The 12,290-nt window shown below is 69.4% G+C and carries 12 protein-coding genes; 7 read left to right on the top strand and 5 right to left on the bottom strand.

Going from position 1 to position 12,290, the window contains the following annotated elements; genetic code table 11:
• Positions 1–2: 2 nt before the first annotated feature.
• Both FG154_RS02865 and thpR read left to right on the top strand, forming a co-directional pair.
• The gene (locus FG154_RS02865; RefSeq protein WP_246100112.1) at positions 3–1,187 is read left to right on the top strand and encodes an acetoin utilization protein AcuC; all 1,185 of its coding nucleotides are present in this window, start codon (positions 3–5) and stop codon (positions 1,185–1,187) included.
• Positions 1,184–1,747, top strand: a complete 564-nt coding sequence (thpR, locus tag FG154_RS02860) for an RNA 2',3'-cyclic phosphodiesterase (protein WP_145104186.1) — start codon at positions 1,184–1,186, stop codon at positions 1,745–1,747. Before FG154_RS02865 ends, thpR begins: the two co-directional genes overlap by 4 nt.
• On the opposite strand, the gene FG154_RS02855 is transcribed toward thpR, so the two are convergent.
• From FG154_RS02855 to ccmI, 4 genes are all read right to left on the bottom strand, one after another.
• Positions 1,728–2,285 carry an NnrU family protein gene (locus FG154_RS02855; RefSeq protein WP_145104184.1) on the bottom strand — a complete coding sequence of 186 codons (558 nt, stop codon included), beginning with the start codon at positions 2,283–2,285 and terminating at the stop codon, positions 1,728–1,730. The genes thpR and FG154_RS02855 overlap by 20 nt on opposite strands.
• Positions 2,286–2,409: 124 nt before the next feature.
• On the bottom strand, positions 2,410–2,640 hold the full coding sequence (locus tag FG154_RS02850) for a DUF1289 domain-containing protein (protein WP_145104182.1): 231 nt from the start codon (positions 2,638–2,640) through the stop codon (positions 2,410–2,412).
• On the bottom strand, positions 2,637–3,119 hold the full coding sequence (ruvX, locus tag FG154_RS02845; RefSeq protein WP_145104180.1) for a Holliday junction resolvase RuvX: 483 nt from the start codon (positions 3,117–3,119) through the stop codon (positions 2,637–2,639). The genes FG154_RS02850 and ruvX overlap by 4 nt, the downstream gene beginning before the upstream one ends.
• Positions 3,116–4,393, bottom strand: a complete 1,278-nt coding sequence (gene ccmI / locus FG154_RS02840) for a c-type cytochrome biogenesis protein CcmI (RefSeq protein WP_145104177.1) — start codon at positions 4,391–4,393, stop codon at positions 3,116–3,118. The genes ruvX and ccmI overlap by 4 nt, the downstream gene beginning before the upstream one ends.
• A 170-nt stretch (positions 4,394–4,563) precedes the next feature.
• Between ccmI and FG154_RS02835 the strand changes: the two genes are divergently transcribed.
• From FG154_RS02835 to FG154_RS02815, 5 genes are all read left to right on the top strand, one after another.
• Positions 4,564–5,811 carry a sarcosine oxidase subunit beta family protein gene (locus FG154_RS02835; RefSeq protein ID WP_145104175.1) on the top strand — a complete coding sequence of 416 codons (1,248 nt, stop codon included), beginning with the start codon at positions 4,564–4,566 and terminating at the stop codon, positions 5,809–5,811.
• 79 nt (positions 5,812–5,890) lie between these two features.
• Positions 5,891–6,265 carry an MFS transporter gene (locus FG154_RS02830; protein WP_145104173.1) on the top strand — a complete coding sequence of 125 codons (375 nt, stop codon included), beginning with the start codon at positions 5,891–5,893 and terminating at the stop codon, positions 6,263–6,265.
• Between the two features lie 39 nt (positions 6,266–6,304).
• Positions 6,305–6,628, top strand: a complete 324-nt coding sequence (locus FG154_RS02825) for a sarcosine oxidase subunit delta (protein WP_145104171.1) — start codon at positions 6,305–6,307, stop codon at positions 6,626–6,628.
• On the top strand, positions 6,625–9,606 hold the full coding sequence (locus FG154_RS02820; protein WP_145104170.1) for a sarcosine oxidase subunit alpha family protein: 2,982 nt from the start codon (positions 6,625–6,627) through the stop codon (positions 9,604–9,606). Before FG154_RS02825 ends, FG154_RS02820 begins: the two co-directional genes overlap by 4 nt.
• Complete coding sequence (locus FG154_RS02815; protein WP_145104168.1) at positions 9,599–10,156, top strand: sarcosine oxidase subunit gamma; 558 nt, start codon at positions 9,599–9,601, stop codon at positions 10,154–10,156. Before FG154_RS02820 ends, FG154_RS02815 begins: the two co-directional genes overlap by 8 nt.
• A 76-nt stretch (positions 10,157–10,232) precedes the next feature.
• On the opposite strand, the gene FG154_RS02810 is transcribed toward FG154_RS02815, so the two are convergent.
• The gene (locus FG154_RS02810) at positions 10,233–12,122 is read right to left on the bottom strand and encodes an acyltransferase family protein (RefSeq protein WP_145104166.1); all 1,890 of its coding nucleotides are present in this window, start codon (positions 12,120–12,122) and stop codon (positions 10,233–10,235) included.
• Positions 12,123–12,290 lie beyond the last annotated feature (168 nt).

The raw sequence follows: 12,290 nt of genomic DNA, 5'->3' as shown, positions 1-12,290 counted from the left end.
CCATGATCGGCGTATCGGAAGAGGCGGAGAGGGCCCCGCCCGGGGTGCGCAGCCCGGCCGCGCCCCCATCGCCTCTCGATCAGCCCATCTTCATCGGGTCCGAGATCTACCGCGGCTCGAGCTACGGGCTGCGCCATCCGCTGCGCCATCCGCTGCGCGTTCCGCGCGTCTCGACCGTGATGGACCTGGCCCGCGCGATGGGCTGGCTTTCGCCCGCCAATTACCGCGGCGCACCGCGCGCCAAGCCGGCCGCGCTGCACATCTGGCACGACCCCGAGTATGTCGCCGCGCTTCAGGCCGCCGAGGCGGGGCTTGCGGCCCCCGGCACGCTGGCCGCGTTCGGGCTGGGGACGCTGTCGAATCCCGTCTTCCCCGAGATGTTCCGCAGGCCTGCGACGGGAGCAGGGGGCGTCATGCTGGCGGCCGAGCTTCTGCGGGCGGGCGGCTGCGTCCATGTCCCCGGCGGAGGCACGCACCACGGACTGCCGGATCGGGCGAACGGCTTCTGCTATCTCAACGACCCGGTGCTGGGGATGCTGGTCCTGCGGCGCGCCGGCCTGCGGCGCATAGCCTATGTCGATATCGACGCCCACCATCCCGACGGGGTGGAACATGCCTTTGCGGGCGATCCCGAGGCGCTGCTGATCTCGGTTCACGAGGAGGGGCGCTGGCCCTTCACCGGCACGCTTGATGCGGACGGGGGCGGGAACTGCTTCAACCTGCCGGTGCCGCGCGGTTTCAACGACACCGAGATGCGCGCCGCGCTGGAGGGGCTGATCCTGCCCCGGCTCGCGGCCTTCCGCCCCGAGGCGCTCGTGCTGCAATGCGGAGCCGACGCGCTGGACGAGGATCCGCTGTCGCGGCTGTCGCTGTCGAACAATGCGCATTTCGAGGTGGTGACGGCCCTGCGCCCCGTGGCGCCGCGGTTCCTTGTTCTTGGTGGCGGGGGCTACAATCCCTGGTCCGTCGGCCGCTGTTGGGCGGGCGTCTGGGCCGTCCTCTCCGGCCACGAGATCCCGGACCGCCTGCCTGCATCCGCGCGCTCGGTGCTGGAGGCACTCGATTGGGTCGGCGGCGGGCGCCCGCCGCCCGCGGCCGCGATGATCGAGACGCTGCGCGACCCGCCCCGCGAAGGTCCGGTGCGGCCCGAGATCCGGGAGCGGCTCGCTCGTCTGGCGCGCCGATGATCCGCGCCTTCGTCGCCATCCCGCTGCCCGAGGCGATCCGCTCGGCCCTCGTCCTGCAGCAGTTCCTTCTGCCGCTGCCGCGCAAGATCGAGCCCGAGAACCTGCACCTGACGCTTCTGTTTCTGGGCGAAGTGCAGGAAGCGGTGCTGGAGGCCGCGCACGAGGGGTTCGCCGGGATCGTCATGCCGCCCTTCCGGCTGGAGATCGTGGGGCTCGGGCTTTTCGGCGGGGACCGGCCCCGCGCGGCATGGGCGGGCGTGAGCCCGTCGGCCCCGCTGGAGCGTCTTCAGGCCAAGGTCGAGCGTGCCGCAAGGGTCGCCGGGATCGAGCCCGAGCGTCGCCGGTTCAAGCCCCACGTCACGCTCGGCCGCTTCTCTCCACCCCCGCCGGAGGAGCGGATGCGGCTCGAGCGCGCCGTGGCCGGGGGGGCGGCCTCGCAGGCGGGCGCCTTCGATGTGACGCGCTTCGTCCTCTACCGGTCATTCCTCGGCCCCAAGGGCGCGCGCTACGAGGAACTGGCGGATTATCCGCTGGAAGGGATCAGTAGTAGCTGCCCATGAAGGGGTTGTGGTTGAGGTAGATGTGGGTCGAGGTGATCGCGCCATAGAGAGCGAGCCCGATCCCCACCAGCACGGCGTCGCGCCGCAGCGGTCCCGGCGGCGGGCGCACCCACTCTCCCTCCTGCGCGTTGATCAGCAGGATCGAGCCCGCCGCCCAGAGCCACATGCTGCCGAACAGCAGGATCGCAGCAAGATCGCCGTTCACCAGCAGATGCGCCGTGGCCCAGATCATGGTGGCGAGGAACTGCGGGTGCCGGATGCGCGTCCAGATCACCCCCTTCAGCACCCCCGCCCCCAGCAGCACGATGGCAACCAGCATTAGCAGGTTGTTCAGATAGCCGATCTCGGGCAGAGGCGTGTAGACGGGGATGTAGTCGGCCGTCCGGTAGCCGTAGATCATCAAGCCAAGCCCGACCGTGATGATGATCGTGATGAGGCCCTTTCCGGGGTCGCCCATCAGGGCGCGGACTTCGGGGAAGATCCGCTTGAACAGGTGGCCCCCGACCCAGAGGAAGATACCGATCGACAGAAGGAACATGACGCGACTATCCGGCAGACTGACAAGATGCATGACGGATGCATGAATGCGGCCGAAAGTTCCCGGTCCGGCCGGCTGTCGTCGGGTCAAGTTTCCTTGCGGTGGGGCGGAGGCGGGCGGGGTGTCAGCCCCCGGTGCGGCCCGCGTGCCCGCCGCGGCGGCGGGTCAGGCGCGGCGCCCTCTGGGGCAGGTCGTCCATGACGGCGCGGCGCGCCTCGGGCGTCATGCGCGACCAGCCCGCGATTTCCTCGATCGTGCGGGCGCAGCCGACGCAGATCCGTTCCTCGGGATGGATCGTGCAGAGCTTGACGCAGGGGCTTTCGATCTCGTCACGTCTCCAGATCTCGTCCTTCATGCGTTCCTCTCTCGGCCAAGCCAGTCCAGCCGGTCCAGCACCCCCTGCAGGATATAACCGGCGGCCACATGGTCGATCACCTCGGCGCGACGCTTCCGCGACGTATCCGCCTCGATCAGCGCGCGTTCGGCGGCGACGGTCGAGAGCCGCTCGTCCCAGTAGCCGATGGGCAGCGGCAGCACCTGCGAGAGATTGCGGGCGAAGGCGCGGGTGGACTGCGCCCGAGGCCCCTCGCTGCCGTCCATGTTGCGCGGCAGGCCGAGCACGATCCCCACCAGCCCCCGTTCGGTGGTGATGGCCCGCAGCCTGGCCGCATCCTCGGTGAACTTGGTCCGCCGGATGGTCAGAAGTGGAGTGGCGATCCGGCGCAGCCCGTCGGTCACCGCAACCCCGATGGTCTTCGTCCCGAGATCAAGCCCGATCAGCGCGCCGCTGCGGGGCAGGGCCGCAAGAAACTCCTCGATGCTCTCGTGGATCACTCGGCCACCCCCGCCTGCACGGCGGCGGCGCGGATGGCGGCCAGATCCGGCTCGCGCCCCTCGAACCGGCCCATCGCCTCGCCATAGATCGCGCGGGCACGGTCGGTCTCGCCCAGCACGCCGAGGGCCGAGATCAGCCGCGCCCATTCCGAAGCGGTGCCGCCCTCGGTCGCGAGCCGCTCGTTCAGCCCCTCGACCATGCCGCGCACCATCTCCTGCCGCTGCTCGGGCGTCATCTCGCCGGCGGCCTGCATCTCTTCCTGCGTCGGGCCGGGGGTGCCGGTGTCCTCGGCCGGGGCCGGGGGCAGCTGGTATTTCGCACCGGCCAGCCAGGCCAGCTCTTCGATCTGGGCCCGGAGGGGCGCCACCCAGGGGTCGCCGGGGCGCGAGCCCTCGAGCAGCGCGCGCCAGAGGCGGAAGGCCATGTCTGGCCGGCCCGTCTGCGCCAGCAGAAGGCCCGAATAGTAGCGGGCCGTCCCGTTGGAGGGGTCGATCCGCAGGGCCTCGGTCAGCTGTGCTTCGGCCTCGGGCGAGACGGCGCCGCCGGCGGCCAGGATCATCAGCTCGGCCAGGGCGGCATGGTCCTCGGCCGTGGCCTTGGGCTGCGAGAGGGCGATCACCTGCTCCTGCGCCCGGGCCGCCGCCGCGTAGTGGCCCAAAGCCGCCTCGTTCCGCGCCAGCAGCTCCTGCCCGCGGATGTCGTTCGGGTTGCGGGTGACGGCCTCGCGCAGCTTTTCCATCAGTTCGACAAACTGCGGGTCGGGCGCGGGGGCCGTGGACGCATGCGAGGCGGCCATCCGCGCCTCGGCCTCGGCCTGGCTGGGACGGTCGCGATAGGCGGCGTCGGCATCGGCCATCCGCGCCGCGAGCGGCATGTCCGGGTAGCCCGGAGCGCCGAGGTCGAGGTAGGCTGCAAAGGAGCCGCCCAGCAGCAGCAGCACCGCGCCTGTCGCGGCGATCGCCGCCGATCCGGGCGCGCGCCGGTCGCTCTCGCCGCTTCGCGCCGCGCGGTCGGCCTCGAGCAACCGGCGCGAGACCTCGGCCTTGAGCCGGTCAGCTTCCTCGGCGGCGATGGTGCCGCGGGCGAGGTCACGCTCGATCTCGCGCAGCTGGTCGCGGTAGACCTGCATGTCATAGGCGGCCGCAGGCGCAGCCCCGCGCCCGCCGCGCAGCAGCGCCTGCACGAGGATTGCACCGACGCCGAGCGCGATCACGCCGGCGAGGATCCAGAACAGCGTCATCCCCATGCAGTCCCCCATGCTGACGGCCTCCATGTAAGGCCTCGCCTGCATGCGCAAAAGGGTCAAAACGCCGTCATCGGGACGCAGGGGCCCGTCGCATCCGCGTGATGTCGCATTTGTGCGGATTGTGCCGCTTGCGCGCGGGGCTATAACTCCTGCTCGTTCCAGAAGGCACTAAAGGCCCGAGACGGGGAGTCGGCACCATGAAACGTTATTCGGTCTTCGCCATCGCGCGCGAGGCGATGCGCCACCATACGGGATGGGAGCGCGCCTGGGCCTCGCCCGAGCCCCGGTCCTCGTATGACGTGATCGTGATCGGCGCGGGCGGGCACGGGCTCGCCACGGCCTATTACCTCGGCAAGAACTTCGGGATCACCAATGTCGCGGTGATCGAGAAGGGGTGGCTCGGCGGTGGCAACACTGGCCGCAACACGACGATCATCCGCTCGAACTACCTGCAGGACCCCTCGGCCGCGATCTACGAGAAGGCGCGCAGCCTCTACGAGACGCTGAGCCAGGATCTCAACTACAACGTCATGTTCAGCCCGCGCGGCCTTCTCATGCTGGCACAGACGCACCATGAGGTGCGCGGCTACATGCGCACAGTCCATGCGAACCTCCTCCAGGGGGTCGAGACCGAGTGGATCGGGCCGGATCAGGTCAAGCGCCTCGTGCCGATCATGAACATCCACGGGCCGCGCTATCCCGTGCTGGGGGCGCTGCTGCAGAAGCGCGGCGGCACGGCGCGCCACGATGCGGTGGCCTGGGGGTACGCGCGGGCCTGCTCGGCGATGGGGATGCACATCATCCAGCAGTGCGAGGTGACGGGCGTCCGCTCCGAAGGCGGCGTCGTGTCCGGGGTCGAGACGACGAAGGGTTTCATCGGCACGAAGAAGCTTGCCATCGTGGTGGCGGGCCATTCGGGGCAGGTGGCCGGGATGGCGGGCTTCCGCCTGCCGGTCGAGGCGGTGGCTCTGCAGGCGCTGGTCTCCGAGCCGATCAAGCCCTGCATCGATGTCGTGGTGATGGCCAACACGGTCCACGGCTACATGAGCCAGTCCGACAAGGGCGAACTGGTGATCGGCGGCGGCACCGACAGTTTCAACAACTTCACCCAGCGCGGCAGCTTCCACCACATCGAGGAGACGCTGCGCGCGCTGGTGGAGACCTTCCCGATCATCAGCCGCCTCAAGATGCTGCGGCAGTGGGGAGGGATCGTGGACATGACCGGCGACCGCTCGCCGATCATCTCTAAGACACCGCTGGGCAACTGCTTCATCAACTGCGGCTGGGGCACGGGGGGCTTCAAGGCCATCCCGGGCTCGGGCTGGGCGATGGCGGAACTGGTGGCCCGGGGCGAACCGGGGCCGCTTGCCGCGGAATTCGGCATGGATCGGTTCCGCGCGGGCCGTTTCATCGACGAATCGGTCGCGGCCGGGGTCGCGCACTGATGCAACCGCGTTACCGTGTCGCTTTGACGCCCGTGCCCCATGCGGTATCTCCTGTGCACAACTCTCTGGAGACGCCGACATGTTCTCATTCATCGACGACATCCCGTCCCTCGATCAGATCAGGGCCCGTGTGCGGGACGACCTCAGGAAATACGGCTGGGAAAAGCGCTGGAACGACTCGCGCCTCGTCCAGAAGTCGCGTGAGCTTCTCAACGACGAGGAACTCAAGATCGATCCGGTCACCTGGATCTGGAAGCGCCTGCCCACGAAAGAGGAAGTCGCCGCCCGTCGCCAGCGCGATTTCGAGACGGTCTGGAAGTACCGCTACCAGGCAGGCGGGTTTGCCGCCGGGGCCCTGCTGGCGCTGTCTCTGGCCGGCATCTTCTCGACGGGCAACTTCGGCGGCTCGTCGGACGCCAACAACCGCCCCACCGTCATCTATCCCATCGAATGAACCGGGCGCCTGCGCCCGGCCTGACCGGAGCGCACGCGCATGCTGATCCTCGAATGTCCCTATTGCGGCGTGAAAGCCGAGGAGACCGAACTGAGCCCGGGTCATGAAGCGCATCTGAAGCGCTTCGGGCCCGGCTCGTCGGATGAGGATTTCGAATCCTACATGTTCGCCCGGAAGAACCCCAAGGGGGTCCATTTCGAGCGGTGGCGGCACAGCTACGGCTGCGGCAAGTGGTTCCTCGCCGCGCGCTGCACCGCGACGCTCGAGGTGTTCGGCACCTATCCCGCCCAGACCTCCGAGCCGCCCCCTGACATCGTGGCCCGAATCAAGGCCCGCCGGCCGGACTGGGAGGGTTGCAAATGAGCACGCGTCTGGCCCGCGGCGGGCGGCTGATCGACCGCAATCACCCTCTGGATTTCACCTTCAACGGCAAGCGGATGCGCGGCTTTGCCGGGGATACGCTCGCGGCGGCCCTGCTGGCCAACGACCAGATGCTGGTTGGCCGCAGCTTCAAGTATCACCGTCCGCGCGGCATCGTGGCGGCGGGCGCCGAAGAGCCGAACGCGCTCGTCCAGCTTGGCAGCGGCGGCCGGTCGGAACCCAACCAGCGCACCACCACGACCGAGCTGTTCGCGGGCCTGTCCGCCGCGAGCCAGAATCACTGGCCGAGCCTCGAGTTCGATGTGGGCGCGATGAACGCGGCCGCAGGGCGCTTTCTGCCCGCGGGCTTCTATTACAAGACCTTCCTTCAGCCCCGGCTGGCGTGGAAGCACCTGTTCGAGCCGGTGATCCGCCGCTCGGCGGGCCTCGGGCGGCCGCCGGAAGAGCCCGATGCCGACCGTTACGAACAGGCCTACGCCTTCTGCGACCTGCTTGTGGTGGGCGGCGGCATCGCGGGGTTGCAGGCGGCGCTGAGCGCCTCGGCCTCGGGGGAGAAGGTGATGCTGCTCGAGCAGACGCCGCACTGGGGCGGGCGCGCGCCGGTCGATGACGTGCTGATCGAGGGCCGCCCGGCGGCGGACTGGGTGGCCGCCACGGTGGCCGCGCTCGAGGCTGCGCCGAACGTCACGCTGCGGACCCGCTGCATGGCGGCGGGGGTGCACGACCACGGCTATGTGCTGGCCGAAGAGCGGGTGGCCGACCACACGCCGGGCGACGGGCGGCCGAAGAAGCGGCTCTGGCGCATCCGCGCGGGCAAGGTGGTGACGGCGACGGGCGCCATCGAGCGGCCGCTGCCGTTCGCGGGCAACGACATTCCGGGCGTGATGCTCGCCTCGGCGGTGCGCGACTATCTGGTGAACTGGGCTGTCTCGCCCGGTGACCGGGTGGTGATCGTGACCAACAACGACGACGCCTACCGCACCGCCATCGCCGTCCACCGGGCGGGCCTGACCGTGCCGGCCGTGCTTGATGCGCGGGCCGAAGCCAACGGCGCGCTGCCCGAAGAGGTGCGCAGCCTTGGCATCCCGGTCCTGACCAACCGTGCGGTGGCCAAGGTCACGGGTGGCAAGCGCGTGACCGGCGTCGCTGTCTGCGCGCAGGCGGGCGAGGGGGCGGTGCTCGACGAGTTCGCCTGCGATGCGGTCGCCATGTCGGGTGGCTGGTCGCCGGTCGTCCATCTCTGGAGCCATTGCGGCGGCAAGCTGATCTGGGACGAGGCGCAATCCGCCTTCCGTCCCGATCCGGCCCGCCCGCCGATCACCCACGACGGCTCGGCGATGGTGGCGGCCGCGGGCTCGGCCAACGGCGAGCTTCTGTCGGCCGATGTGCTGGCCGATGCCATCCGCGCCGTGGGCGGCGCGGGCCCGGCCCCCCGCGCGCAGAGCCCCGAGGAGGCGCCGACCGAGCCGGTCTGGATCATGCCACAGGGGGCCACGCCCGCGCTGCGCTCGAAGATGTGGCTCGACTACCAGAACGACGTGAAGGTGTCGGACGTGCAGCTCGCCGCCCGCGAGGGCTACGAGTCGGTCGAACATACCAAGCGCTACACGACTCTCGGCATGGCCACCGATCAGGGCAAGCTCAGCAACATCAACGGGCTTGCGGTGCTGGCGGGATCGCTCAACGCGCCGATCCCCGCGGTTGGCACCACCACCTTCCGCCCGCCCTACACGCCCGTCACCTTCGGCGCGCTGGTGGGCGAGGCGCGGGGCGAGATCTTCCAGCCGCTTCGCCGCACGCCGATGCACGACTGGCACGAGGCCCACGGCGCCTACTGGGAGCCGGTGGGCCTCTGGCGCCGGCCCTACTGCTACAGCCGCCCCGGCGAGAGCCACGGCGACGCGGTGGCCCGCGAGGTCACCAACGCGCGCACGAAGCTCGGTCTCCTCGACGCCTCGACGCTGGGCAAGATCCTCGTGAAGGGGCCCGATGCGGGCCGCTTCCTCGACATGCTCTACACCAACGTCATGTCGAGCCTGCCCGTGGGCCGCTGCCGCTACGGTCTCATGTGCAATGAGAACGGCTTCCTGATGGATGACGGGGTCGTGGCGCGGATCTCCAAGGACAGCTGGCTCTGCCACACGACCTCGGGCGGGGCCGACCGGATCCACGCCCACATGGAGGATTGGCTCCAGTGCGAATGGTGGGACTGGCACGTCCATACCGCCAACCTGACCGAGCAGTTCGCGCAGGTGGCCATCGTCGGCCCCAACGCGCGCAAGCTGCTGGAAAAGCTCGGCGGGATGGACGTCTCGAAGGAGGCGCTGCCCTTCATGCACTGGGCGGAAGGCACCATCGCGGGCATTCCCGCGCGCGTGTTCCGCATCAGCTTCTCGGGTGAGCTGTCCTACGAGGTGGCGGTGCCTGCGGGGCAGGGTCTGGCCTTCTGGCAGGCCTGCCTCGAGGCGGGGGCCGAGTTCGGCGCCATGCCCTACGGCACCGAGGCGCTGCATGTGATGCGGGCCGAGAAGGGCTTCATCATGATCGGCGACGAGACCGACGGGACGGTGATCCCGCAGGACCTGAACCTCGGCTGGGCCATCTCGAAGAAGAAGGCCGACTTCATCGGCAAGCGCGGGATGGAGCGGGCCTTCCTCGCCAGCCCCGACCGCTGGAAGCTCGTGGGGCTCGAGACGCTCGACGGCTCGGTGCTGCCGGATGGCGCCATCGCGCCCGCGCCCGGCTCGAACGCGAACGGCCAGCGCAACACGCAAGGCCGCGTGACCTCGACCTACTGGTCGCCGACGCTGAAGAAGGGGATCGCCATGGGCCTCGTCCATCGTGGCCCCGAGCGGATGGGCGAGGTGATCGAGTTCCCGAAGATCTGGGGCGGCGTGGTGCAGGCGCGGATCGTGGATCCGGTGTTCTACGACAAGGCGGGAGAGAAGCAGGATGTCTGAGGCGGTGAGCGCGCTGGGGAACGCCAGCTTCGAGGGCTTTGCGACGGTCCGGGAACTGGGCCCTGTGGGGATGATCACGCTCCGGGCGAAGCACGATCTGCCGGCGCTGCCGAAGGCGCTGAAGATGGTGCTGAAGGCGGAACTGCCGGCGCAGCGGCGCATCGTCCCGGCGGGCGAGGTGCGGGTGGGCTGGATGTCGCCCGACGAGCTTCTGATCCTGCTGCCTTACGCCGAGGTCGCGGACCGTGTGGCCGCGCTGACCGAGGCCCTGGGCACGGCGCATGCGCTGGTGGCGGATGTCTCCGACGCCCGCTGCCTCTTTGCCATCGAGGGCGAAAAGGCCGCGCAGGTTCTGATGAAGCTCTGCCCGGTGGACATGGCCGCGCTGGAAGCGGGCGAGCTGCGCCGCACGCGGGCCGCGCAGGTGCCCGCGGCCTTCTGGGCCGAGGAGGGCGGCTTGCGTCTCGTCGCCTTCCGCTCGGTCGCGGCCTATGTGATGGGCATCCTGACCCACTCCGCCCGGCCCGGAAGCGAGCTTTTCCCCGCCTGAGATCTCTCCGGAGACGGGCCCGGCAGGAAGGAAGGCCGCTGGCTCGTAAAGGGCCGTGGCCTTCTTCGCAGGTGCCTCAGTCGGCCACCGTTGCCGCGATCACCGGAACCTGCCTCGCCAGCGGAAAGTAGGCCCTGACCGCGCGACGGCTGCCGAAATCGGTGAAATGGCCGGCATCGTAAAAGAGCAGTTGCCCCTCCACGCGGTAGGGGCAGGGCCCGTCGCCGCAAAGCGCCGCAATCGGATGGACAAAGCTCGCGCCGCTGCTGGCCGCGGCCACCTCGTCGTTCAGATGCGGCTCGACGACGACCGGCCAGGCGGCCTCGGCCGCGCCGCCCGACTTGGCGTAGGAGATGATCGGCACATCGGTCACGAAAAGGGGCGACTGGCCGATGACATGCACCTCGATCCCCCGGTCGATCAGGTCCTGCACCGTGCCGGCCAGCGTCCCGATCCCCCGCGAGCGAAGGTCAATCCAGCGCGCCGACAGCACCACCGTGTCGATGTCGATCGTCTCGATCAACTCCAGCGCGTGGGCGTTGAAGGCCTGGCAGCTCGGCCGCGCGAAGGAATAGTAGGACAGGACGGGCGGGCAGCCGGCCTGGGTATATTGCCAGATCCGATGCGGTATGCCCTCGGCCTGCGCCTCCAGCCCCGGCGCGTAATGGGCTGCGTAGGAATCGCCCCACAGCAGCACCCGCTTGCCCTCGTTCCTCACGATCTCGCAGGCTTCGGCGTTCCAGTTGCCGAACTGCCAGTCATGCTCGAAGAAGCAGGTGCCGTTGTGCCACGAGTTGCGCGTCCCCTCGCGTGTTTCGGCCTGTGCGGTGGCCAGCCAGCCCGGATGGCGCGCGGGCAGGCCCCCCGTCTGCACCAGCACCGTCCCGAGCACGGCAAACCCCGCCAGCCCCGCCAGGGCCGAGCCGAACAGCACCGGCCGCCGGGCCATGGTCGTGCGGTTGCGGAAGGGCTGCTCGACCCACCGGTAGGAGATCAGCGCAAGCAGGAAGCTCAGCGCCACGACCAGCACCACCTGCGCCGGCCCCGGCCGCTCGAGCGTCGTGTAGAGCAGGAAGACGCAGACCGGCCAGTGCACGAGGTAGAGCGAGTAGGAGATCCTGCCGATCCGCACCAGCGGCCCGAGCGACAGGAGCCGCGAGACGAGCGTTGGCGCCGAACGGCCGGTCCAGATCATCAGCGCCGTGCCAAGGCAGGGCGGAAGCGCGGTCACGCCGGGGAAGGGTGTCGCCTCGGTGTAGAGCACGACGGGCGCGAGGGCGAGGACGAGCCCGGCCAGCGCCGCCGCCTCGTTCGCCGGTCCGCGCAGGGCCAGGCGCGCGGGCAGGATCGCCACCAGCGAGCCCAGAAGCAACTCCCAGGCGCGCGTGGGCAGCAGGAAGAAGTTCGCGGTCGGCCCCCGCTCGGTCATGTAGATCGAGAGCGCGAGCGAGCCCAGCAGCGCGATCAGCAGCGCCGCCATCTCGGCCCGGCGCACAAAGCGCCATATGGCCCAGACCGCCACCGGAACGATGAGGTAGAACTGCTCCTCGACCGCCAGCGACCAGGTGTGCAGCAGCGGCCGAAGCTGCGCGCTCGTCTCGAAATAGCCCGAGTTCTTCCAGAAATGCAGGTTCGCGGTGAAGGTCGCCGTCGCGAACAGCGATCGGGCGTAGTCGATCAGCTGCGCGGGCAGGAACAGGATCAGCGCCGCGCCGGTGGTCAGCGCCAGCGTGAAGAACAGCGCGGGCAGGATGCGCCGCGCGCGCCGCTCGTAGAAGGTCACGATCGAGAAGCGTCCCGCGGCAAGATCGTCGCGGATGATGGTGGTGATCAGGTAGCCCGAGATCACGAAGAAGATGTCGACGCCGATGTAGCCGCCCGAGAAGAGCGTGACGCCGGCATGAAAGAACAGGATCGGAAGGATCGCAAGCGAGCGAAGGCCATCCACGTCGGGCCGGTAAAGCATGAATTCAAGTCCTGCAGAGGAGTGGTTTATGAAAAGGCGCCGCGAGCGGCCGAAGTATGAATTCAGGATGTGGCGGGCGAAATGACCCGCTTCCTCTTCATGATGATGTCGGGCGATTCGCGGCATTTCAAGCCCCGGCGTCAGCTTCTTCGCCGCGCGCCCTTGGGA

It is taken from the genome of Cereibacter sediminicola (assembly GCF_007668225.1).
Classification (GTDB): Bacteria; Pseudomonadota; Alphaproteobacteria; order Rhodobacterales; family Rhodobacteraceae; genus Cereibacter_A; species Cereibacter_A azotoformans.
Note: the sequence above shows the minus strand (reverse complement) of the source record. Positions and strands in the feature narration are given on the sequence as shown.